Annotated in this window: 21 protein-coding genes; 18 read left to right on the top strand and 3 right to left on the bottom strand. The window is 43.1% G+C overall.

Annotated features, from left to right (window positions below; genetic code table 11):
- Positions 1-85 precede the first annotated feature (85 nt).
- From CLV51_RS25315 to CLV51_RS25290, 6 genes are all read left to right on the top strand, one after another.
- Complete coding sequence (locus tag CLV51_RS25315) at positions 86-2512, top strand: ABC transporter permease (RefSeq protein WP_106530889.1); 2427 nt, start codon at positions 86-88, stop codon at positions 2510-2512.
- Between the two features lie 101 nt (positions 2513-2613).
- Positions 2614-3957: an ethanolamine permease gene (gene eat / locus CLV51_RS25310; RefSeq protein ID WP_106530888.1), complete on the top strand. Its 1344-nt coding sequence runs from the start codon at positions 2614-2616 to the stop codon at positions 3955-3957.
- Complete coding sequence (locus CLV51_RS25305; RefSeq protein ID WP_106530887.1) at positions 3926-5284, top strand: glutamine synthetase family protein; 1359 nt, start codon at positions 3926-3928, stop codon at positions 5282-5284. Before eat ends, CLV51_RS25305 begins: the two co-directional genes overlap by 32 nt.
- Positions 5285-5334: 50 nt before the next feature.
- Positions 5335-6483, top strand: a complete 1149-nt coding sequence (locus CLV51_RS25300; RefSeq protein WP_106530886.1) for an iron-containing alcohol dehydrogenase — start codon at positions 5335-5337, stop codon at positions 6481-6483.
- Positions 6484-6513: 30 nt separating this feature from the next.
- Positions 6514-7215 (top strand): gamma-glutamyl-gamma-aminobutyrate hydrolase family protein, encoded by a 702-nt coding sequence (locus CLV51_RS25295; RefSeq protein WP_106530926.1) that lies wholly within the window; start codon positions 6514-6516, stop codon positions 7213-7215.
- A 15-nt stretch (positions 7216-7230) separates the two neighbouring features.
- A complete protein-coding gene (locus CLV51_RS25290) occupies positions 7231-8595 on the top strand; it encodes an aldehyde dehydrogenase family protein (protein ID WP_106530885.1) in 1365 nt (454 codons plus the stop codon).
- On the opposite strand, the gene CLV51_RS25285 is transcribed toward CLV51_RS25290, so the two are convergent.
- Complete coding sequence (locus CLV51_RS25285; RefSeq protein ID WP_158267154.1) at positions 8570-9184, bottom strand: RNA polymerase sigma factor; 615 nt, start codon at positions 9182-9184, stop codon at positions 8570-8572. The genes CLV51_RS25290 and CLV51_RS25285 overlap by 26 nt on opposite strands.
- 182 nt (positions 9185-9366) lie before the next feature.
- Between CLV51_RS25285 and CLV51_RS25280 the strand changes: the two genes are divergently transcribed.
- The 8 genes from CLV51_RS25280 (at position 9367) to CLV51_RS25245 (ending at position 21042) form a co-directional block, all read left to right on the top strand.
- Positions 9367-10572, top strand: a complete 1206-nt coding sequence (locus CLV51_RS25280; protein WP_146151380.1) for a FecR family protein — start codon at positions 9367-9369, stop codon at positions 10570-10572.
- Positions 10573-10765: 193 nt separating this feature from the next.
- Positions 10766-14083, top strand: coding sequence for a TonB-dependent receptor (locus tag CLV51_RS25275; RefSeq protein WP_158267153.1), 3318 nt, complete (start codon positions 10766-10768; stop codon positions 14081-14083).
- 28 nt (positions 14084-14111) lie between these two features.
- Complete coding sequence (locus tag CLV51_RS25270; RefSeq protein ID WP_106530881.1) at positions 14112-15518, top strand: RagB/SusD family nutrient uptake outer membrane protein; 1407 nt, start codon at positions 14112-14114, stop codon at positions 15516-15518.
- A gap of 35 nt (positions 15519-15553) precedes the next feature.
- Positions 15554-16024 carry a hypothetical protein gene (locus CLV51_RS25265; protein ID WP_146151379.1) on the top strand — a complete coding sequence of 157 codons (471 nt, stop codon included), beginning with the start codon at positions 15554-15556 and terminating at the stop codon, positions 16022-16024.
- A 44-nt stretch (positions 16025-16068) separates the two neighbouring features.
- The gene (locus CLV51_RS25260) at positions 16069-18120 is read left to right on the top strand and encodes an FAD-dependent oxidoreductase (RefSeq protein WP_106530925.1); all 2052 of its coding nucleotides are present in this window, start codon (positions 16069-16071) and stop codon (positions 18118-18120) included.
- A gap of 99 nt (positions 18121-18219) precedes the next feature.
- Positions 18220-19680 (top strand): hydrolase, encoded by a 1461-nt coding sequence (locus CLV51_RS25255; protein WP_146151378.1) that lies wholly within the window; start codon positions 18220-18222, stop codon positions 19678-19680.
- A gap of 116 nt (positions 19681-19796) precedes the next feature.
- Positions 19797-20693, top strand: a complete 897-nt coding sequence (locus CLV51_RS25250) for a LysR family transcriptional regulator (RefSeq protein WP_106530878.1) — start codon at positions 19797-19799, stop codon at positions 20691-20693.
- Between the two features lie 79 nt (positions 20694-20772).
- On the top strand, positions 20773-21042 hold the full coding sequence (locus CLV51_RS25245) for a hypothetical protein (RefSeq protein ID WP_106530877.1): 270 nt from the start codon (positions 20773-20775) through the stop codon (positions 21040-21042).
- A 37-nt stretch (positions 21043-21079) separates the two neighbouring features.
- Here CLV51_RS25245 and CLV51_RS25240 read toward each other — a convergent pair whose 3' ends face one another.
- A complete protein-coding gene (locus CLV51_RS25240; protein ID WP_106530876.1) occupies positions 21080-21691 on the bottom strand; it encodes a hypothetical protein in 612 nt (203 codons plus the stop codon).
- Positions 21692-21730: 39 nt separating this feature from the next.
- A complete protein-coding gene (locus CLV51_RS25235) occupies positions 21731-22201 on the bottom strand; it encodes a RidA family protein (protein WP_106530875.1) in 471 nt (156 codons plus the stop codon).
- 110 nt (positions 22202-22311) lie between these two features.
- Here CLV51_RS25235 and CLV51_RS25230 point away from each other — a divergent pair, with 110 nt between their 5' ends.
- The 4 genes from CLV51_RS25230 (at position 22312) to CLV51_RS25215 (ending at position 25403) form a co-directional block, all read left to right on the top strand.
- Positions 22312-23514, top strand: a complete 1203-nt coding sequence (locus tag CLV51_RS25230; protein WP_106530874.1) for an alpha/beta hydrolase family protein — start codon at positions 22312-22314, stop codon at positions 23512-23514.
- A 192-nt stretch (positions 23515-23706) separates the two neighbouring features.
- On the top strand, positions 23707-23913 hold the full coding sequence (locus CLV51_RS29670) for a hypothetical protein (RefSeq protein WP_425430500.1): 207 nt from the start codon (positions 23707-23709) through the stop codon (positions 23911-23913).
- A gap of 12 nt (positions 23914-23925) precedes the next feature.
- Positions 23926-24663: a DUF2071 domain-containing protein gene (locus CLV51_RS25220; RefSeq protein WP_106530873.1), complete on the top strand. Its 738-nt coding sequence runs from the start codon at positions 23926-23928 to the stop codon at positions 24661-24663.
- Complete coding sequence (locus CLV51_RS25215; RefSeq protein ID WP_106530872.1) at positions 24651-25403, top strand: methyltransferase; 753 nt, start codon at positions 24651-24653, stop codon at positions 25401-25403. Before CLV51_RS25220 ends, CLV51_RS25215 begins: the two co-directional genes overlap by 13 nt.
- Positions 25404-25509 lie beyond the last annotated feature (106 nt).

Raw genomic sequence — 25509 nt, 5'->3', positions numbered from 1 at the left:
ATAATATGGGTTATCTTATAAAAGAGGTGCAAATTAACTGTTTTTTATATATATTATGGTGACTTTTTAAAGTTACATTCACGATATGCTGATCTCTAATATAAAAATCACTTTCCGGCATCTGTTGCAAAACAAACTTTATTCATCCATTAATGTTATTGGTCTGGCAATTGGAATAAGTTGTATGCTGCTGGCTGTTCTTTATTGGAAAGATGAAAGGAGTTTTGATACTTTTCATCAACAGAACCCTCATCTTTATCGCATCACTACCACGCTGATGGAGCATAAAGGAGATAAGATGCATAAGGAGGGTGGTACAGGACAGGTACAGGGACCAGCCTTCAAAGCGGGTATCCCTGAAATAGTGAATTATACGAGAATTTTAGGAGGAGATATTTCCGGAGATGTAGTGGCTAACGATAAAGCATTGCGGCTACAGCTCTTATTTGTGGATGATAGCTTTTTCAATACGTTCTCATTTCAGTTACTCCGTGGAAATCCACAAACCGTTTTAACGGATATTGGTTCGGCTGTTATTACGGAAAGTACCGCTATGCGATATTTTAATAGTATTGACGTAGTAGGCAAGTTGCTTCAACTGGAAGCCGATCCTTCTGCGAAACGTTTAGGTAAGCCAATGGTGATAACAGGTGTGGTAAAAGACCCGCCGGAGCATTCATCTATCAGGTTTGATGTCCTGCTTCCATTTACATTCCTGCAACTTTCGTTTACCGATAACAACTGGCTGGATGCATATCTTGGTACCTATATTACACTTCGTCGGGATGCCAATGTGAAAGCTGTTACGCAAAAAATGGCGGCTATATTTGCTTTACACGCGAAAGAACAACTTGCTGAAAATATAAAACGTTATGGGTTTGAACCAGGCGTACAGTATGACTTGCAACCCATGACTGATATACATCTGGAGCCGCTTGGTAAAAGTGTGGGCAATACAGAATCAGGTATAACAAATGGGAGCAGCCCGCTATATGCCTATATGTTTATAGGGATTGCTGTTTTTATTTTATTGATGGCAGGTATCAATTTTGTTAATATTAGTTTAGCCGCTTCTCTGAATAGAGCAAAAGAAGTAGGGGTAAGGAAACTAATAGGCAGCAGCCGGTTTCAGATTATTAGTCAGTTTTTAGGAGAGTCTGCGTTACTGTGTATGATAGCCTTCCTGATGGCGGTGGTTATAGCATATGTTTCTTTACCTGTTTTCAACAGGTTGACAGGCAAGCACATTTTGTTACACGAAAGCATCGATGTCACCCTGTTAGTATATTTGGTAATTATCCTGACAACAATCACCTTACTGACCGGTTTATACCCGGCAAAGGTTTTATCCAATTTCAAGCCTGGCGCAGTGCTTTACAATACCCCAAAATTATCCGGCCGAAGTTCATTTGGACGCAGTCTGGTGGTGGTGCAGTTTTCACTGGCAGTTTTCATGCTGGTTGCCACACTTGTCTACTATAGACAAATGGATTTTATGCACACGAAAGATCTGGGCTATAATCCCAATGGGGTAATACTGACGTTCATAGGTGGTGACAGGGAAGTGAAGCCTGTTCGCGATTATTTTAGAAATGAACTAAGCAGGGAACCGGCTGTTAAAATGGTGTCTTTTGGTGGCGATCGTGTTGGCAGCTCAGATGTAAAACTAAAAGACAGGACTATTCCGGCAGTACATAAAGTCATTGATGAGAATTATTTGCCTGAGATGGAAATACCATTGAAAGCGGGTCGTAATTTTTCGGCAGCATTTCCAACAGATAAGAACAGCGCAGTGATCGTAAATGAAGCCTTTGTAAAAGCGGCGGGCCTTGAAAATCCAATAGGAGCGCAGGTAAAGACAGATGAGTATTTCGATAAAGCGCTTAAAACGATTGTAGGGGTTGCAAAAGATTTTCATGTTGGCTCCTTACGGGAACCTATTCAGCCCATGGTCATGTTTATGAGCGATTGGTATGGAGGTGCAGTTCTGGTAAAGTTTGAAAAAGCGAAGCAAAAAGAAGCCATGGCTGCGTTGCAAAATATTTACACAAAAATGCTGCCTCAAACAGCTTATCAATATGTTTTCCTGGATGAGCGTAATGCAAAAGCGTATCTACGGGAAGAGCAATGGCAACAGGTTATCTATGTGGCCACCATGCTCTCGGTAGTGATATGCACTTTGGGACTATTCGGACTCGCCCATTTGTCAACCCGCCAGCGGATAAAAGAAATCGGTGTAAGAAAAATATTGGGAGCATCTGTCAGACAGATTATTATGCTACTGGCGGGAGATTTTTTAAAAATGGTGCTGCTCTCTTTTGTGATAGCAGCACCATTTGCATGGCTGGCCATGAACAAGTGGTTGCAGGATTTTGCCTACCGCATTACAATAGGACCGGGCGTTTTTATATTGGCCGGACTAATTGCCATCGTCACGGCTTTTATGGCGGTAAGTGTTCAGTCAATCATTGCTGCTACCGCTAATCCTGTGAAAAGTTTGAGAGCGGAATAAATTGATCATCTACCTTATTCTATAAATTAATTTTCTTATATTACTATCCGGCCGACACATCGACGTGCACTTATCTCTTTATTAATTAGTCTTATTTCTTTATGAGTAATACAGGTTTAAAAAAGGTGCTTACGCCGTTTGCGTTATGGGGACTGGGTGTTGGATACGTTATCTCCGGAATGTATTTTGGCTGGAACCTGGGGCTGGAAAAGGGAGGTACACTGGGAATGGCAATAGCTACAGTGATAATAATGGTGATGTACCTGTTGTTTTCTTTCAGCTATGCAGAACTGGCCTGTGCTATTCCTAAAGCAGGTGGCGTATTTGATTATGCTGAAAAGGCGCTGGGGAAGGAGGTGGCCTTTGTAGCGGGGATCGCACAAACCGTAGAATTTATTTTTGCCCCACCGGCCATAGCCTTTGCCATCGGCGCTTATTTTAATGCATTTTCTCCTCAGATCCCGATATTGGCCAGCGCGGTGACGGTCTACTTCATTTTTACGGCGATCAATATTTTGGGCGTAAAGATTGCTGCTACCTTTGAAATTGTAGTAACCGTATTGGCGGTAGGGGAGCTTTTATTATTTACTGGTATCACAGCGCCGCATTTTCAGGCAGCAAATTTAAGTCATAACGCTTTCCCTCATGGATGGTCGGGTGTTTTGGGCGCCATCCCTTTTGCCATATGGTTTTTTCTGGGTATTGAAGGATTAGCAAATGTGGCCGAAGAGTCGCAGAACCCGCAACGTAACATCATTAAAGGTTTTGGGTCCGCTATTTTTACACTGATCATACTATGTATACTGGTGTTCGTTTTTTCAGTAGGCGTTGGTGGCTGGGAAACGATTGTTTACAGGAACGGTATCAGCGGAGAACCCTCTGATTCTCCATTACCACTTGCCCTGGCAAAGATCACAGGTAGTGATACCCTGATGTATCATTTGCTGATTACGGTCGGTTTATTCGGGCTGATTGCTTCCTTTCACGGGCTGATTCTTGCTGCGGGCCGGTCTACTTATGAAATGGGACGCACCCGGAATATGCCGTCGTTCTTCGGGCATATTTCTTCCCGGTTCCACACACCGGTGAATGCCCTGCTGGGAAATATGGTGATAGGCTTACTGGCACTACTTTCCGGAAGAACAGCTGAAATTATTACGATCTCTGTGCTGGGTGCACTGACGCTCTATATTATTTCCATGGTGTCGCTGATCACCCTGCGAAAAAAACAACCGGACCTGCACCGTCCTTTCCGTGTTCCTGTTTATCCGTTATTCCCGGTAGTGGTACTCATCATCGCTACCATATCATTGATGGCGATGTTTGTATATAACGTTAAACTGAGTCTTATCTACATCGGTATATTGATCCTTTCGTATTGCTTATTCAAAATTTTTAATGCTAAAACATTATATGACAAAGCAGGAAATACTGAAATACATTGAGCAACATCCTTCCGGCAAAGTAAAAGTAGCCGTTGCGGATATAGATGGCGTACTGCGGGGGAAATACATCGCAACGGATAAATTCCTGAGCGTGCTGGCAGGAGGTTTTGGTTTCTGTGATGTGGTATTTGGATGGGATATGAATGATGCCGCCTATGATAATGTAAAGTATACCGGTTGGCATACCGGTTATCCGGATGCCGCTGTAAAGCCGGATGTCAATACTTTCAGGAAAATTCCGTGGGAAAAGGACGTTCCTTTTTTCCTGGGGGAATTTATTGATGGAAAAGGAGATCCTTTGCGTGTTTGTCCACGGCAGCTGCTGCGCAAGGTATTGCAGGATAGTATGGCACAGGGTTATACGCCCAGCTTTGCGCAGGAATTTGAATGGTTCAATTTTTCAGAAACACCTGAAAGTCTGCATGCAAAAGAGTTTAAGCACCTTACCTCGCTTACTCCCGGCATGTTTGGTTATTCAATTTTACGTACTACCCTGAAAAATGATTTTATAAGCGACCTGTTTGAATTATTGAAGAACTTTGATGTACCACTGGAAGGGCTGCATACTGAAACGGGCCCCGGCGTGTATGAGGCGGCCATAGTGCATACGGATATCTTAACAGCTGCCGACAGAGCTGTACTGTTTAAAACAGCGGTGAAAGAAATTGCTTATAAACATGGTATTATAGCTACGTTTATGGCAAAGTGGAATGAATCTTTGCCCGGATGCGGAGGCCATGTACACCAGAGCTTGTGGGATAGCACAGGTAAAAAAAATCTTTTCTACGATCAGCAGGACCCGCAGCATATGAGTGAGATAATGAAGCAGTATGTAGCAGGACAACTGCACTGTTTGCCACATATTTTACCGATGTATGCACCCACTGTCAATAGTTATAAAAGGTTAGTAGAAGGGGCGTGGGCGCCTACTACACTCACCTGGTCGGTGGATAACCGGACCGTTGCATTAAGGGTATTATCCGGAGGTGAAAAATCTGCCAGACTGGAAACACGTGTACCAGGATCAGATACCAATCCTTACCTTGCTATGGCTGCTTGTCTGGCATCAGGATTATATGGCATAAAACATCAGTTAAAACTGGAGCAGCCGGCTACACAGGGTAATGGCTATCGTGATTATACACATGGCGTATTACCACATAACCTGGGAGAAGCCACACAGCTAATGAAACATTCTGCTATTGCCAAAGAAATACTGGGAGAGGAGTTTGTAGAACACTTCAGTCTTAGCAGGGAATGGGAATGGCGCCAATATGCCAAAGTAGTAACGGATTGGGAATTGAAAAGATATTTAGAGATCATATAACATCATTCACTTTTACATAACACACTCATCACACTAAACAGTACAAGTATATGTTGCCAGAGAAAGTATACCAGTATAATTTTCCTACTATCATCCGGTTTGGCATAGGAGCAATAAAGGAATTGCCTGATTATCTAAAACAGCATGGTCTTCAGCATCCGTTGATCGTTACTGATCCAACCGTAGCAGGATTGCCTTTTTTTAAAGATATTACAGCAGCATTACAGCGTAAAAATATCAGTGTGGAAGTCTTCTCTGATATCCATAAAAACCCGGTAAAATCTGATGTTTATAAAGGCACGGATGTATGGGATAATACCCACAGGGACTGTATTATCGGAATAGGGGGAGGCGCTGCTATAGATGTAGCGCGCGCTATTGTATTACGCATCTACCACCGGGAAGATCTGTTTAAGTATGATGATCTTATTGGCGGAGATATATTTGTAACCAACGATGTACCGCATTTTATAGCGGTGCCTACTACGTCCGGTACAGGTAGTGAAGTAGGACGGAGTGCCATTATTGCTGATGATGAAACGCATCAGAAAAAAATTCTCTTCTCTCCTAAACTGATGGCTAAAATTGTTTTTGCTGATCCGGCACTGACAATGGATTTACCTCCACATATTACAGCTGCTACAGGCATGGATGCGCTGACACATAACATGGAAGCTTTTATTGCAAAGAACCCGCATCCTATCTGCGAAGGTATTGCACTGGAAGGTATTACCCTGATCAAAAACTCCCTGGAAAATGCAACGCTGCGGCCGGATGCCGAATCCAGGAGCAGTATGTTGCAGGCTTCTATGATGGGCGCCATTGCTTTTCAGAAAGGACTGGGAGTGGTTCATTCACTGGCGCATCCGCTTTCGTCCCTGTTGGATACCCATCATGGACTGGCCAATGCAATAAATCTTCCTTACGGAATGGCATTCAACATAGCGGGATTTGAAGATAAATTCAAACGGATTGCCCGTGCACTGGATCTTAAAGACGAAAGTGGCGAAGCAGTAGTACAATATTTATTTGATCTGAATACACGTATCAATATACCTACAAAACTGAGAGATATAGGGGTGCAGCAGGATCATATTGAAACACTGGCAGATCTGGCTATCGCGGATTTTGCACATCCGAATAATCCTAAACCGGTGAGCAGGGAAGACTTCAGACAGTTATACCTGAGCGCTTTGTAGGCAGAGATTTAGTAAAGAAAATTGTATAAAGTGGCAGAAAAAAAAACCATAGGCGTTACGGATTGCAGTAAATACAAGATATACCACGACTGGGCAGCGTCTCATGCGCCGGATATGGAAGTGATAAAGCTGAGCTATGCGGAAAACGGATTGGAAAAGATGAAACAATGCCAGGGCATTATACTGACAGGGGGGGAAGATGTACATCCGCGTTTTTATAATAAACCGGAGTACCTGGATTATTGTTACCCGGATGATATAAGTGAAGTGCGGGATGAATTTGAATTATCCATATTATCTCATACTGAAAAACAAGGCATCCCGCTATTGGGTATCTGCAGAGGATTACAGATCGCCAATGTTTTTTTTGGCGGCACACTCATTCCTGATATTCCTTCCTGGGGAAAATTTGATCACGGTAAGTTGCAGGATGGAACAGATAAATATCATGAAGTGTCAGTAAATCACGATTCCTGGTTACATGGGATACTAAAAACGGACGCGGGTACAGTGAACAGCAATCACCACCAGAGCGCAGACAAAATTGGCAGAGGGCTTATTGTAAGTGTGCTTTCACCAGATGGTATTGCAGAGGCAATTGAGCGAAAACACCCGTCAGATGCTGCTTTTCTATGCCTGGTGCAATGGCATCCGGAACGCATGAAAAATCAGCAAAGTTACTTTGTGAAAAACATAGCAGATACATTTATTGCTGCCATTAAAAATATTTGATTAAATCTATTATCCATGCAAATCATTAATCCGGCAACAGAAGCCATCATTGATACAGTTGAAGAAGATGGAAAGGATAGTTTATTGCACAAATTTCAGGTGCTTACAATAGCACAAAAAGCCTGGGCTGCGCATCCATTATCTGACCGGCTGGCAGTTATCAGCAGGTTTCATGCATTGCTGGAGAGCGAGCAGGCAGTATTGGTGGCTACCCTCACTGCGGAAGCAGGCAAACCTTTACAGCAATCTGTTAATGAAATAAATGGTGCCAGTACACGTATTCAATGGATACTCAGCCATGCAGCAAAATACCTGGAAGACGAATACATGACAGATACAGCGGGTATGAAAGAAAAAATATCCTACGAGCCATTGGGTGTTATCTGTAATATTTCTGCCTGGAATTACCCCTGGCTGGTTGGGGTAAATGTTTTTATTCCTGCGCTGATAGCCGGTAATGCAGTGATGTATAAACCATCGGAATATGCCACACTCACTGGTTTTCATATAGCAAGATTGCTGAAAATGGCAGGATTACCGGATGGCGTTTTCCAGGTAGCCATCGGAGGAAAAGGAACGGGCGAAAATTTACTGGATATGGATTTTGCCGGATATTTTTTTACGGGGTCCTATCAGACAGGTAAACATATTTATGAAAGGGTAGCACGCAAAATGGTGCCGTGTCAATTAGAATTAGGAGGTAAGGATCCGGTATATGTAATGGATGATGTGAAAGACATTAAAAATGTTGCTGCCGGCACTGCTGACGGGGCCTTTTATAACAATGGACAAAGCTGCTGTGCGGTAGAACGTATCTACGTCCATGAAAAAATATACGATGAATACCTGAACGAATTTGTGAAAGAAGTCAAATCCTGGAAAACAGGTGATCCAACCGAAGCCGGCGTGTATACGGGACCGTTAACACGGAAAGAACAGCTGGATGAACTGGAAAAACAGGTGGTAGATGCAGTGCAGAAAGGAGCGTCCTTATTAACCGGTGGAAAAAGGATACCTGGGAAAGGCTACTACTTTGAGCCCACTGTTTTTACCAACGTAACGCACGAGATGCGCCTGATGAAGGAAGAAAGCTTCGGCCCCATCATTGGTATTATGAAAGTGAAAAATGATGAGGAAGCATTGGCACTGATGCAGGATACGCCATACGGGCTCACTGCCGCCGTTTATTCTGCCGACAGGGAACGGGCAGCAGCGTTACTGCAACAGGTGAATAGTGGTACTTCCTATTGGAATTGCTGCGACCGCGTAAGCGCCGCTGTACCCTGGAGTGGCAGAAAACATTCCGGTATTGGTGTTACACTTTCACATCAGGGTATCAGGGCATTTACCAAAACTAAATCCTGGCATTTGCGTGGATAACATCCAGCAGGGATATGCAGCAGAGCATAGTAGCGGTAAGTTCGCCATATTTATACAGGTATTTTCTTACAAAAGACATCCCTGCATATAGTTGTTTCTTTACAACAGATTTTGAGATGGATAGTTTTTCGGCTATTTCATCTAATGTTAAGTGGTCCCTGGTACGTAATTCAACAATCAGCTTTCGTTTCTCTGGTAGCAGATTAATCGCTTCCTGTGCTATCTGGTAGTATTGACTGAAGATAATTTTATCGTCTGCATTTTCAGGGCTCTCTTCGGTGTCCTGCTTCAGGATGCCCAGTACTTTTGTGGCTACCTGGTTTCTCCTGATCTCATCCAGTAGTAAGTTTTTAGCAGCCCGGTACAGATAGGCTTTAAAAGACTGAATTTCTTCCAATGATTCCCGTCGTTCCCATATCTTAACAAAAGTATCCTGTATAATTTCTTCACTCGCACCCCTCGACCTGGTGAACAAATAAATGTATTGGTACAAACCATCCAGATATTGCGTATAAAGCATGGTAAATGCTTGCCGGTCGCCTGTAGAGATCCGCTGTATCAGTTCACGCTCATCTGAATATCCCGCCATAGTTGAATATAGTAATTTGATTTGGTTGACCGCTTGCATGGAAACCGGCTACCCGGTTCCGCTAAAAAAAGAAAAATAACGTGTTTTATTGTATTAATAGTAAAAATCTTAGCACACAATTTTTTAAAAAAATAAATTCCTGAGGGGTTCTTTTGATCCGCTGCTTCGTCTTACATACAGATATGGAAGCAACACTAATTAATGAATTCCTGATAAAGTTCGCTGAAAACCGGCATACGGAAGCGGAACATAAGCTATTTATTGGCTGGTTAAAAAGCGCTCCCATAGCGGACGTGCAGGAAGTGATGGACCGCTATCAGCAAATAGCTGCAACCAAAGCGGACTACACCTCCGGCAACCGGCTGGCGTTGATACAGAAAATTGAAGCCAGACTGGATACATTAAGTAGCCACGACGATATAAGTGTACCGGAACAGGTTAGCTGGTGGCATCCGTTGAGGCGGGTGGCGGCAGCAGCTGTATTATTGGTATTGGCAGCTGCTGCGGCATTTTATTTCCTGCCGCGTCACAACAGCGCTAAGGCGCCGGTGGCAGCACTAAACCCTTTATATAAAAATGATGTAGCACCGGGTGGTAATAAAGCTGTCCTGATCCTTGCCAATGGCGTCACCATTCTGCTGGACAGTGCCCAAAACGGCACTATCGCCAGTGAAGGCCATACCGCTATCAATAAAACAAAAGACGGGGAAATTATTTACGAAGCAGGCAAAGGTAAAGCAGATGCGCCGGCAACGGCTTATAACACCATTGTAACGCCTAAGGGCGGGCAGTTCCAGGTTACACTGCCGGATGGCAGCAAGGTGTGGCTCAACGCAGGTTCATCTTTAAAGTTTCCGCCTGTTTTTAATGGGAAGGAACGGTTAGTGGAACTAACCGGGGAAGCATATTTTGAAGTGGCCAAAAATGCTGCTATGCCCTTTAAAGTAACAGCCGGCAATCAAACCGTAGCCGTGTTAGGAACGCATTTTAATATTAATGCCTATACCGATGAAAAAAATAGCAGGACCACCTTGCTGGAAGGCAGTGTAAAAATATTGCATGCCATAACACATCGTTCACAGCTCCTGAAACCAGGCCAGCAGGCGAAAGTAGGAGATGATATATTGGTTTCCAATGTAGATGCAGGAGAGGCGATACAATGGAAGAACGGGTATTTTAATTTTTCTCATGAAGATATTGAAAGCATTATGCGCAAGGTTGCAAGATGGTATGATGTGGATATTCAGTATGAAGGAAATATTACGAAGGAAGAATTTGTAGGAGCTACCTCACGTTTTGAGAAAGTATCGGAAGTACTGGATATGCTGCAGTTAACAGGATTAGTTCACTTTAAAATAAATGGAAGGAGGATTACCGTTATGCCATAAAGTTTACATCGCAAACAATCTGTGAAAGAACCAGGAGCGCTTACGACGCCCCTGGCTGACGTCCGGGTTCCCAAATGATCTATACGCTAATATAACAACCAAATTAAAACCCAAACAATTCAAAGGTATGAAATTCCACGTTCTGTCAGGGCGCCGGCGGGAAGTCCGCGCGCTTAATAAATTCCTGTTGGTTATGAAACTTACGTTTGTTTTATTGATCACTGCCTTTCTTCATGTAGCTGCGTCGTCGTACGCGCAGAAAATTACTATTGCCGGGAAAAATGTATCCCTCGACGAGGTATTAAAGAAGATCAGTACACAAACCGGGTATAACTTTATTTACACGGATCAGATGCTGCAAGACACCAAACCAATGGATGTGCAGTTCCGTAATGCATCGCTGGAAGACGTGCTGGTAAAGTGTTTCGACGGCCAGCCACTTACGTATGCCATTAACCAGAAAACAATTGTCATAAGACGAAAGCCCAAACCCGATGAACCATCGCCGCCACCGGTTATTATTACAGGCAAGGTGACCGCCGTGAATAATGAACCCCTGGTAGGTGTTAGTATCAGGGTGAAAGGAACCACTATAGGCACCAATACAAATGCCGGGGGGACCTATACCCTGAAAGTGCCCGGCAACGAGGCAGTATTGGTATATAGCTATGTGGGCTATATTTCGCAGGAACGCAAGGTCAGCAGCGGGCAGGAAATAAATATCACCCTGGTGGAAGATCCTACGAAGCTGAATGAAGTGATTGTAGTGGCGTATGGCACACAAAAAACAAAATACGTTACCAATGCAGTATCATCTATCAAATCAAAAGATATTGCCAATGTCCCTGTGTCAAGCACTGATGCGTTGTTACAGGGGAGAGCGGCGGGCGTGCAGGTAATACAAAATTCCGGTCAACCCGGTGGCGCCATCACGGTAAGGGTAAGAGGGATCACCTCTATCAATGCGGGCAACAGCCCATTGTATGTGGTAGACGGCGTGCCGGTACAATCAGGCAATCCATCTTCATTGGCTATGGGCACAACTACCAACAGCATCGCGGCTATTAATCCAAATGATATTGAGTCGCTGGAAGTATTAAAAGATGCAAGTGCGGCTTCCCTCTACGGTTCCAGGGCAGCTAACGGCGTAGTATTAATTACTACCAAACGTGGTAAAAGCGGCGCTCCGGCTGTCACCCTGAATTATTATACCGGTTTTCAAAAAGATATTGCCAGCAAACGCCCCAAAAAAATCAACAACTGCCAATACATAGAGCTGATTGAAGAACAACGCGCCAATGCGCTCAGCAGTGGATTGGGGTCGCTGTATGCATTTGTAATACCGGATAGCTCCACTCATATTAATACAGATTGGTTAGGTGCCGTATTAAGATCTGCCCCAATCAGTAATTACGATCTGTCTATCCGCGGAGGGAATGAAAAACTGCGCTATGCTTTGAGTGGTGGCTACTTTAACCAGGATGGGGTAGTACTCGGAACAAATTTTAAACGTTATAACCTGCGCATTAATACCGATTATGAAGCAACACCGAGGCTAAAGATCGGAAACAGTTTATCGCTTTCGCGTTCCGTTTATCAAAGAGTACCGGGAGAAGATGATGGCCGTTCTGTCATCAGGGTATCTTTATACAAAGCAGTGGTATTACCCGTTTACAACGGAGATGGCAGCTACTATGTGGGCGACCCTGCAGGCTATTCCAATCCTGTAATGGTGGCTACGCAGGATAAAATGGCTACTGGTATAAACAGTGTTATCGGTAATGTTTATGGAGAGTACCAGCTATTAAAAGGATTTAATTTCCGTACTACCTGGGGCGTTGATTTTAGTGGATTGAAAGATGATGCTTATAAATCGGCCACTGATTTGAGCCTGGCTTCCGGCATCTCCAATTACAGCCAGTATTTAACCACGATCAATGAAAATACCTTAAACTATAAATTCGCTGTAAAGGATAAACATCATTTTAATACGTTACTGGGTTACAGTATTCAGCAACGACGCGCAGAAAGTACCATGGCCAGCGCCAGTAATTTCAGCACCGGCAGCATTACTACTATCAATGCGGCAGGTACGCTGGTAGGGGCTTCTTCTTTCAACAGCGCCAGTGGTATTGAGTCCATGTTTTCCCGCATTGGATACGACTTTAACAATAAATATCTCGTAGAGCTTAGTTTAAGAAATGATGGCTCTTCCAAATTTGGTAAAAATAATAAATACGCACTTTTCCCCGCTGCATCAGTAGGCTGGCGGGTATCTGATGAGCCGTTCCTGAAAAGGCTGAAGGCGCTCAGCGATTTAAAGATCAGGGCAAGTATTGGTAAAACAGGGAACGACAATATTGGCGATTACAGATCGCAGGGCGTATATGCCACCGGCAGGAATTACAATGGATATGCCGGTGTGGCGCCCAGTGATTTACCAAACGCTGATTTAAAATGGGAAACCACCACGCAATACAATGCGGGGGTAGATGCCTCCTTCTTTGATGCAAGATTAAGTTTTTCGGTAGATGCCTACATTAAAAAAACAAAAGACCTGTTACTGGACGTGGAGTTACCATCTTCTGCAGGTATCAGGTCTTCGCTGCAAAACGTGGGCAGCACAGAGAATAGGGGTGTTGAATTAAATATTAATACTATCAACATCTCTGCCAAACAATTCAAATGGTCTTCCAATTTTAATATCTCCTTTAATAAAAATGTAATCACCGGCCTGGCTGGTGGTGGCAAAGAAATTATTATCAGTAAGGGCGGCAACATACAAGGCGCCAGCAATCCCCTTTCCATCCTGAAAGTAGGAGATGCTATCGGCGCATTTTATGGCTGGCATACTTCAGGCGTATATGCTTACTCGGCAGATAATAAAAAAGGCATCCGGGATTTGAGTAGCACAGGGTACCTGTTCAGAGGTGGAGATGAGATTTTTGAAGACAGGAATGGAGACGGCATCATCGATAATAACGATAGGGTCATCATCGGCAATGCGTTACCAAAGTTCACCGGGGGCTTTAGCAACAACCTCTCTTATAAAGGATTTGAGCTGAATGTATTTACACAGTTCTCTTACGGGAATCAGATCTATAACGGATCGAGGGCAGTGGTAGAAAATATGTACGCCTTTGCTGCAGCAGGTACGGGTGTATTAAAACGGTGGCGGAAAGAAGGAGATGTTACAAACGTGCCAAGAGCGGATCATGGCGATCCGGGTAATAACAGGCGGGCATCTGAAAGATGGATAGAAGACGGTTCTTACCTGCGCATTAAAACGGTAACATTAGGCTACAACCTGTCGCCAGCTATTACTCAAAAAATGAAAATACAAAGCCTGCGGTTTTATGTAACAGCTCAAAATCTGTTCACTTTAACCAGCTACACCGGTTGGGATCCTGAAGTGTCTGCATTTGGTTCTTCTGTAACTGACCTGGGCATTGACTATGGTAATTATCCGCAGTGCAGGACGTTTACATTGGGTGCTACTTTAGGCTTCTAACCAGCCTTTCATCTCAAAAAAATGATTTATGAAACGCAGTATAACTTATATATCAATCCTCATTTTATTTATAGGCACTTTATTATCCTGTAAGCAGGTGATTGACCTGAAACCCGAAAGTGCCATTACAGCAGACGGTTCTTTAAAAAATGAAAGTGCTGCACAAGCGGCTATCATTGGCTGCTACGACGGTGTGCAGGACTTGCCCCGTTCTTTACTATTGTGGGGAGAAGCAAGAGCTGATGTGTACGGTCCAAGCGATCTTTCGATAACAGAAACATTGCAGCTGATAAACGGTAACGTGAATGCAGATATTTCCCTGAGTGCCTGGGGCAGTGTTTACACCACCATCAACAGAGTTAATAATGTATTAAAATATGTGCCGGCAATACCTGATTTTGCTGCAAAAGAAAGGATCTTAGGTGAAGCATATTTTTTAAGAGCACTGTTGTATTTCTATTTGGTGAGAACATTTGAAAATGTACCACTTTTAACAGCACCCTATTATTCAACTACGCAGAATTATTTTCCAAAACAGGCAACACCAGCAGAAGTATATGCATTGGTACTGTCCGATCTGCTGGCAGCAGAAAGCAGGGTGCCGGATACTTATGCCGCGCTGACAGACACCAGGGGAAGGGCCACCAAAGGCGCAGTAAGAGCCCTGTTGGCAGATTATTACATGTGGAAAAAGCAGTACCAGGAAACACTGGATATTACAGATAAAATTGTTACCGGCACTCCGGCTAACTACACATTGGTAGCAGGTGCTGATTATGGCAGTATCTTCTTAGCTAAAAATACTACGGAGTCCATTTTTGAATTGCAATTTAGCAACGGCAACAATGAAAATGGAAATACAGTAGTGAGTTTCTTTTTACCGATTGGTCAAACTTCACCTACCAGTTATCCCGGTGGCAGCTGGCTGGTATGCCCCTCAGAGAAGTTGAAAGCTGCTTTTGAACCCGGTGATTTACGCAAGAGCGCTACCTACACCAATACCGGCAGTCCATCAGCGCCATGGAGAGATGTAAACAAAGATTATGGTACCAAATACCTGGGTACCCTTATTGGCAGCCAGCGATATTTTGACTCCAATTACATCCTGTACAGACTGGCAGATATTATTTTGCTTCGTGCAGAGGCTTACAACGAGTTAACGCAAACAAATAATGCCATCACGGAACTCAATAAAATAAGAACAAGAGCTGGACTAAATGGCACCACAGCCGCCACACAAGCCGATGTAAGAGTAGCTATAGAAAATGAACGGTTAAAAGAACTGGCTTTTGAAGGCAAGCGTTATTTCGATTTGGTACGCAGCGGCCGGTACGCCACCGTTACCGGCAACACTAATCCCGATTGGGTAAGATGGCCCATTGCCAGCAGCGAATTACTGATCAACACCAACCTCGTTCAAAACCACGGGTATTAATGTTATCGCTCACTTACATTTTTAAATTCAAACACATGAAAAACAAGTTATCTTTTATCATATCATGCCTTTCTGTATGCAGCTTGTTACTGACATCTTCCTGCAAAAAAGAGGACCCTGTATATCCCGATGCACCTAAGCGGGTATACACAGTGGCCAAAGTACCCGATGGCACAGTAACATTTACCAACTCGGCTACCGGTAAAAAAAATGCAACCGGCGTAGCCAGGGTTTATTTAAACCAGCTATACACTAAAGATGTAACCGTATCTTTTGCACTGGCCGGTACGGCTGCTGCCGGAGTGGATTATACAGTCCCCCCGTTAAGCGTTACCATCCCTGCCGGCAGCTGGCGGGCAGATATAAATATTGCGGGATTAAATAACGCACTGCAAACCAGTAAAAAAACGGTGATCATCACCTTAAATACAGCTACAGAAGGGTTTGAGATTGGACTGGGATATGCAAATGCATACGGCATATTTACTTATACCATTACTCCCTGACAAAACAGCTATCTGATTTATAATTAATGATGAAAAAAGAAAGCATGAAAAATTATATGATCACTTTATTGTGCATACTGGCCTTTAATATGGTGAGTTTTGCACAGAAAAATACCACCGCCGATATATGTGTGTACGGCGGTACTTCAAGTGGCGTTATAGCAGCATACACCGCGGCTAAATCAGGGAAGACAGTTATTTTGATAGAACCCGGAAAGCACGTAGGAGGGCTGTCATCCGGCGGCCTGGGCTATACTGATATCGGTAATAAATATGCTGTAACAGGACTGGCAAATAATTTTTACCGCCGCATAGGCCAGCATTATGGCAAGTTTGAACAATGGATCTTTGAACCACATGTAGCAGAAGGTATTTTTAATGACTACCTGAAAGCCGTGAAGATAGAAGTGTTATATAGCCACCGCATTATCAAAGCAGTTAAAAATAGGAATGGATATATTCAAAATATAGTAGTAGAAAATGCTGAAAAGCCCAATAGTGCCACCAATAAAACAATTGCTGCTACCGTTTTTATTGATTGCTCCTATGAAGGTGATCTCATGGCTAAAGCAGGCGTGCCTTACACCGTAGGCCGGGAAAGCAATGCGCAGTATGGCGAACATATCAATGGGGTACAGGTGCCTGAATTTCCTGCCAATCATCAATGGACAAATCAATTACCCGATGGAATAGATCCTTATAAAATAGCAGGTAACCCGGCAAGCGGATTGTTATGGGGCATTAGCACTAATACATTACAGCCGCAAGGTTCAGGCGATAAAGCCGTACAGGCGTATAACTACAGGATTTGTTTAACAGATGACAGCACTAACCTGATCCCCATAACAAAGCCGGAAGGATACGATGCATCAAAGTATGAATTGTTACTCCGGGTAATGGAAAAAAAGCCGTGGACTAATCTCAAACTGGATATGAACTGGTCTTTGATGCCCAACAGAAAAACAGACATCAATAATAAAGGCGGTTTTTCTACCGATATGATAGGAGCAAACTATCGTTATCCGGATGCTTCTTACCAGGAACGGAAAGATTTCAATAAAGCGCTGGCATTGCATAATAAAGGATTACTGTATTTTCTGGGGAATGATCCAGAAGTGCCCGCGTTTGTTCGTGCGGAAGTGAAGCGCTGGGGATACCCTAAGGATGAATACACGGATAATGATCATTGGTCGCCGCAACCATATATCAGGGAAGCCCGCAGGATGATCGGGGAATATGTAATGACGGAAAACAACTGCCTGGGCAAAGAGCGTGTAGCCGATGGCGTTGGTACCGGCGCTTATGGCATGGATTCGCATAATTGCCAGCGGTTGGTAGTACTGGACGCCAACGGCAAAGCACAGGTGAAAAATGAAGGGGATGTACAGCAGCATGGATTTTCGCCTTATCCGATTGCTTACCGCGCTATTGTGCCGCCAAAAACAGCCTGCAAAAATTTGCTCGTGCCGGTATGTTTATCTGCCTCTCATATCGCTTATGGCTCTATCAGAATGGAACCGGTGTTTATGGTACTGGGACAATCGTCTGCAGTAGCGGCTACGCTGGCCATCAATACTAAAAAGCCGGTACAGGAAATAGATGTGAAGGAACTGCAACGGATACTCGCAGTTAATCCGTTAGCAGATGGGTCAACACCTGAGATATTAATTGACAATGAAAATGCTGCTAAAGTATCCATCACAGGAGATTGGAAGCTGAAGCAACTCGGCGGGTTCGGTCCTTCTATGTTATATTTTGAAGGCAAAAGTGAGGACGTAAAGAAAGTGAAATTCACGCCAACGATCAAAGAAAAAGGAAACTATGCTGTTTATATTTATTCCTCAAAAATGGAACATGAAAGTTCAGTGAAACATTTCAACGTTTTTGATGGTAAACAATCCAGGGAAATATTTATTAAGTCGGCAGACATCATCGCCTCTGGTCAAACAACCGGCGGCTGGGTGGCTTTGGGAACTTATGATCTTCCTGCCGGAGATAACAGTTTTGTAGAAATCACTAATAAAAACGCAGATGGTATTGTCATTGCAGACGCTGTGTTGTTTGTGCCAATCAGGAATAGCACCGCTAAAAAATAAAAGATAATTTTGAAACAAAAAGTTGGATGCCGCAGTTAACCTAAGCTTAATATGATGGGCGCAGTAGAGTTTATTATATTTAATAATAAATCTATTGTTATGAAAATTCTGACAAATTTTAACCTGTCTATTGTTTGCTGCGGCATCTTACTTTTTGCATCCTGCGCAAAGGAAAAGGGATATAATACCGTCCCGCCGGAGAAATCTGCATGGCATAAAGCTACTACTGAATCCACAGTAGGCGTCTCTGAAAATTTTGATAGTGGCACCAAAGGTTCTTATGCCACCGGCGGTGTAACCCTTAGCTCCGGATCATGGACCTTTACTGATGCCTTGTTAGGTAACCTGAGTAATGATGTTAAGAACGGCACACAGGCCGCCCGCGTAAGAAACAGCGGCAAGCTGACCATGAATTTTGATAACCCCAATGGAGCGGGAACAGTTACCGTTCAACATGCGAAGTTTGGATCTGATGGTAACAGCACCTGGCAATTATGGTACAGCACTAATGGTGGCAGCAACTACACGCAAACGGGGAGCACCATTACCACCAGTGCGAACACATTGCAGGCAGCCACTTTTACCGTTAATGTGGCAGGTAATATTCGTTTTGAAATACGTAAAACGGATGGTGCCAGCAGCAGGATCGACTTTGATGATTTTATCATCAACAATTATGGTACCACTGATACAACAGGAACAGGAACCGGTAAAGGAAAAAAATTCCTGTTTGATGCTACCAAAGCAGAAACGGCGGGTAATGCCGACTGGGTAATTGATGAAGATAACAGTATACCGCAACGTTTCCCAACTCCTGCCCAATCAGGTATCACCGCATCCACTGCGGAAACATATTGGACCGGCGCCATTTCCAGCTGGGGTATTGCGCTGGTTAAGACTGGTAATACTGTAGAAACTTTGCCTTCAGGTACTGCGCTTACTTACGGTAATACTTCCAATCCACAGGACCTCGCTAACTACGATGTATTTGTGGTAGATGAACCTAATATCCTTTTCACAGCTGCAGAAAAAACAGCGATCCTTAATTTCGTGAGTCATGGTGGCGGATTATTTATGATTTCTGATCATACCATGAGCGACCGTAATAACGATGGTTATGATTCCCCGGCTATATGGAATGACCTGATGACGAATAACAGTGTACAGAATAATCCTTTTGGCTTCAGCATTGATCTTACCAATATTTCTGAGATCACCACTAATGTACTTACTAATAGCAGCAGCAATCCCATACTGAATGGCTCACAGGGCAGTGTGTCGAAGCTGGAATTTAATAACGGCGCCACCATTACCATCAATCCTGCTACCAATGCAAGTGTACAGGGATTGATCTGGCAGGGCGGTTATGCGCAGGGCAATACGCACCTCATGAGCGCTTCTTCCACTTTTGGATCCGGACGTATATACGTGGTTACGGATAGCTCTCCTATGGACGATGGTACCGGCGCACCCGGTAATAATCTGTACGTAAGCTGGCCTTTATACAGCCATGCTGCACTGTTTATGAATGCCTCTTTGTGGCTGGCCAAATTGCAATAATTTTTTTGATATAAACCTTCTTATAGTTAGTGAGAATTAGTTTGATAGCTGTCCGGCGCCAATTAATGGTGCCGGATTTCTTATTTTTTCGATAATTTGTTGAAAAATGTGATGTTATGCTATCTAACCGTCACCTCGTTTTTATGGAAGTTGCTCACCAGAAAAGCTTTTCAAAGGCCGCCCAGGAGTTGTTTATTTCCCAGCCGGCTGTAAGTACCCATGTAAAAGGACTGGAAGAACAATACAAAACCAAACTGTTTGAGCGAAAAGGATTGCAGATAGAGTTAACAGAAGCTGGTCTGTTGCTGTATAGCCGGTTATTAACGGTGAAGCTGATACAACAGGAAACAGAATTTGATATTTCTGTGATACACGATACACAGCAGGCTACCGGTATGCTCAACCTCGGCGCCAGCACTACCGCGGCGTTGTACATTTTACCCAAGGTGATGTCTGCCTTTCACCGGGAGTATCCGCTGGTGGATATTTCTTTGCTCAACAGGAACAGTGAAATTGTGCTGCAGGCATTGCTGGACAAGGAAATCAATATAGGCGTTACAGAAGAAAAAGGTAAGCTGACCAACATTACCTATCAGTCTTTCCTGAAAGACCAGATTGTTGCCGTGTGCAGCCGGGATAACCCGCTGGCAAAGAAAAAGAACTATCCGCTGAAAGAGATATTGAACATGCCGGTAGCTATCAGAGAGCGGGGTAGTGGTACACTGGAGGCCATTAAGAACGGCTTGCTGAAAAGTAAAATACGACTGAGCGACCTGAAGATTAAAGTGCGGCTGGGAGGAACGGAGGCGCTGAAAAATTTCCTGCTGGAATCCGGCTGTGTAGGATTCCTTTCAACACGCTCCATCGTGAAGGAATTACAGCACGGAGAGCTTACCATCCTGCAGTTTGAAGGACTGCGGATAGAGCGCACTTTTTACTTTATTCAGCGGAAAGGCGAAACCAGTGAGCTGAACAAACGGTTTATAAAAATGGCAAGATCTATCTATAATTAATAATTATAGGTCATAATATTTTCATATAGCTGCGGTTATACGCTTAAGCCTACATTTGAGCTATACTAAATACGCCTTTATGAACATGCTTTTTTATTATGAAGAATTGTATCATGCTGCTATTAACAGGATGAATAAACTGGTTGGCGTGACCGGAGAACACAAACACAATTTATTACGCCGGTTCAGAAATCATACCCCTTCTTTATTAATTACAACAGAAGATATTGATCTCGTAACACAAAAGATTATGACTTCCTTAGGTGCAGTATTATGCCCGCAGGCAGCTGCAGAATATGCCGGCGTTAGTAAAATGCTGGAAATGGATATGCATGACAACGGGGAATAAAACCGTTGCCCCAAATACTATGTACTACTGTATTAGCCTATTTTCCCATTAATATATGATATGCTTTTGGGATCTCTTGTCCTTTAAACCCATCGGTCAGGCCATAAAGAATGCTGCCCGTTATAATTACTCCTATAATAACCATAATAAGCGATTGTCTTTGAGGTGATACACCAAACAGGGCAATGCGCATTTTCTTTTGGTGTACACATGCCAGGTGCCCGAAAACAGCCAGGACGGCAAACGAATAATAGGGAATAAAGAAAAGGTTGGCAGGGAAAGCATTTAACCCTGCTGCACCAAAATAAAAATTTGTATCAAGGTGTAAAACCAGCCGACCCCCAAAAACAGCACTTAAATGTATGACCAGAAATCCTGCCAGATAACATCCTGTCAGTACTTGCAGCTTATCGAAAGCGGAGTGGGATTGCCTTTTTCTGTTTCGTATGAGTTGTATACCTGAAATGATTTGTACTGCGCAGGCGGCCATCAAGAGTGTTTCTACCAATACATTGCGATAGATTAGCCGCAACCGGTCCATTACATAAATATGTTCACCCGGGCCAAATAAACTCATCAGGTGGTTAAACAAATGCATGGCAATGAAAACTATCAATAGTATCCCTGAGATATAATGTACTTTTTTCATGTTGGCTTATTATTGGGATTAGGTGGGTAGTTGCTAATTTTAATCTTCCTTAATAGTAAATGAAGTGGTTAACCCTACACTGAAGTTTCTTGGTAGTTTATCAACACCGAATATTGCCCTGGAGTGCTTCCCGGCATCTCCGGGGATATTGAGGAACAAGTCTGACGCGCCATTGGCAACAATGGGCCCGTCATCCCAATTTCCCGCCGCCTGATAATAAACATCAATATGATTTAATCCTGTTATTTTATCAAAGCCCACATATTTATTGATTTGCCCGAGTACATTCATGGCAGCGAGTTTGGCAGCTTTGTACCCGTCCTGCGTGGTTAGTTCCTGCCCCAGCCTTCCTGTAAAAAGGAATTGTTCCTGTGCTATCGGAAATTGTATTGCTATATAGGCAATGTTAGCCCGGATATTTACAGATACATAAGATCCTCCGGGTGGTGTGGTGTTTTCAGGAGTAAATCCTTCCGCTTTCAACTGCTCGTGTATTTTCCTGATGTCCATGCTGTTGGCCGTTTTTTAATCTTAAAAAAAATAATTGAAACGAAATTAACTAAAATACACTGCATATAAAGATTTCAGCAATACGTATTATATTAGGGTTTCTTTTCTATATGACTAAACACTGTGTTTTTCTATTCATTGTTATAAAGGCTTTGACGATTAAGACCGCCACTGCACAAACCGGCGTAAAAGGAACTATCTGGGATGTTCCCGGTATCGATGAAACGCCCGCCTTTAAAACAATGGCGGTTGATTCTGCCATTGGTATTATTTATCAGGGTTTGCCTTATAAACAACATGCACAATCTGTTTTTGCTTATTACGCCACACCGGGTACCATCAGCGGAAACCGATCCCTGGATAAACATCTCCCGGCAGTGGTACTGGTACATGGAGGTGGAGGGACAGCCTTCAGAGAATGGGCCCTCATGTGGGCAAAAAAAGGATATGCAGCCATTGCAATGGATCTTCGGGGAAACGGCCCTGAAAGAAAACACCTGGAAAATGGATTGGAAGAAACAAACGGGCAAACACCCTATTTTGATGTTACCCCCGACCTGCATGACCAATGGCTATACCAGGCCGTTGCCAATGTTTTACTGGCGCATAACCTGATCAGGCAATTTCCGGAAATAGACAGTAACCGTATAGCCATTACCGGTATCAGCTGGGGCGGAGTCATTACCTGTATGATGGCCGGTCTGGATAACCGCTACAAGGCCGCCGTACCGGTTTACGGCTGCGGATATTTATGGGAGTGCGGTAATATGGCGAAAGCGGTAGCGGGTATCAGTCTTCAAAACCAGGAAACGTGGATAAAACAATACGACCCGTCCAATTATATTGGTAAAGCCGGCATGCCGGTATTATTTATCAATGGCGCTAATGACGTGCATTTCTGGTTAACGGCGTATGCCCATACTTACGCATTGGTGCGCAACAGGTACCTATGTATCAAAGTTGGCATGAAACACAGCCACCATTATGGATGGGCAAATGATGAGATCTTTACGTTCATCAACCACCTGTTTAATAATACTCCTCCGTTGCCTGTAATAAAAGATTTCCGTATAACAAACGGACAGGTAACTGCCAGTATCAGCAATGCATCCGATAGCGTTCAATCTTTTTTAAACTATACAACAGACACTACCTCTCTTCCCGAAAAAAGGAAATGGGAAAGCATACGGGTATCGGTAAAGAGCAATAAGATAAATTGTCCTGTAGCACCAGCCGGTGCGGTAGTGTGGTATTTATCCCTGTTGGATGGTAACGGGTTGCAGTCTTCCGGTCCGCTGCAGTTTTTAAATTAATTAAATGAACAACCCTTTCTCAAAAAGAACGATTAACATAGCCATTGCTTTGGTCTGGCTTATAAATGGTTTGTTTTGTAAACTATTAAACCTGGTTCCAAGACATCAAATGATTGTTGCCAGCTTGCCAGCATACTTGGCGCTAAATATTCCTATGCAGCTACTAAAATTATTGGGGTGCTGGAAATAGGGATGTTTATATGGATACTGAGCAAGATTAAACCCCGTTGGTGTGCCTGGATGCAGATAGTATTAGTAGCGACCATGAATATCATAGAATTTTTTGCCGTGCCGGACCTCCTTTTATTTGGCCGGGTAAATGTTATCTTAGCGGCCATTTTCATTGTTGTCATATACTTTAATGCATTCAACAATGACAAATCCACATTACGTGCTTAATCTTTTTTGGTAATGCTAACGTTGAAAAATCATCCTTTTGCTGTGGAGGCTTTTTTTGAAAGCTCACTCGTGCTCACGTATGCAGTGCCAAAGGAGGAGATAGAAAAACTGCTTCCTCCCTGCCTTGAACCGGATGTTTTTAATGACCGGTGGGCCTTTATTGCCATCGCACTGGTGCAAACAAAAGATCTGCGTCCAAAAGGCTTTTCGGTGTTTATGGGGAATGATTTTTTTTTGATAGGATGCAGGATTTTTGTCAGATATACTACTAATAGTGGTAAAAAATTGAGAGGGCTATATATTCTGAAATCAGCAACCGATAAAAGAAGAATGGCTTTGTTAGGAAATATCTTTACGCATTATAACTACACCCGCACGGATATTCATTTTCGTACTGATCAGGCCAAAGTAACTATCTCTTCTATAAAATCTGACATTGCCATTGAAGTGAATATTAACCGGTCCGACGTAAGCCTGCCGGAAGGTTCCCCCTTTAAAGACTGGAAAGAAGCAAGGCGGTTTGCCGGTCCTTTACCTTTTACATTCACTTACAACGAAAAAAAAGGAACGGTATTAATCATTGAAGGTGTCAGGGAAAACTGGACACCCCGGCCAGTGGAAGTGGTAAAACATCACATCGGTTTTATCAATCAAAAAGCATTGAACGGAATAGTACTGGCCAATGCTTTTATTATTGAAAATATACCCTATCACTGGAAAAAAGGCAAAACGGAAGTATGGAAACGTTGAGCAGGAAACCTTTTCAGGGAATTACCAATATCATACGATTTAATTGGCAGTATTATGTTATTGCCTTTTGCTCAATCATCCTGCTCTTTACCGTTAAAGGTTTTCTTCCTTATTATTCGCAGCTGACGGCAGCTATAGTCGCACTGTTCACCCTTTTAAGTACAGTGGTATCTTTAATTGTATCCTGGTATATTTATGATTATACTGGCTTATATAGTTTAAATTGGTTGCCTGTTTTAAATGGGAGGTCTTCCGGAAATATAGTAAACATGCATGCAGGTTTTGATGAAACCAGTGCCATACTGGCAAAAAAATATCCTGCTGCCAAACTGCTTGTATTCGATTTCTATGATCCGCTCAGGCATACGGAAGTTTCTATTGAAAGGGCCCGCAAAGCATATCCGGCGTTCCCGGCAACAAAAGTAATCAGCACAAGCAAGGTGCCGTTAAACGAAAATTCGGCAGACTGTATCTGCCTTATATTTTCTGCGCATGAAATAAGGAACGATGAAGAACGGGTTCATTTTTTTCAACAGTTGAAGAATGCGTTGCGTGCCGATGGCCAAATAATTTTAGTAGAACATCTGAGAGATATCAATAATTTTGTTGCCTATAATATTGGTTTTTTACATTTTCTTTCAAAAAGAAAATGGATGCAAACCCTTACTAATGCAGGATTGTCAGTTGATAAGGTGTTTAAATTAACGCCTTTTGTTTCTACCTATATACTTAAAAAGTGATGGAATTACAGCTTAAAATAATTGGTGTTGTTTTAATATTTTTATCAATCATACATATCGTATTCCCGAAATATTTTAACTGGAAAAAAGAATTGCAGCCATTAAG

It is taken from the genome of Chitinophaga niastensis (assembly GCF_003014755.1).
Lineage (GTDB): Bacteria > Bacteroidota > Bacteroidia > Chitinophagales > Chitinophagaceae > Chitinophaga > Chitinophaga niastensis.
The sequence above is the reverse complement of the archived record's forward strand: the minus strand, read 5'-3'. Positions and strand labels throughout refer to the sequence as shown.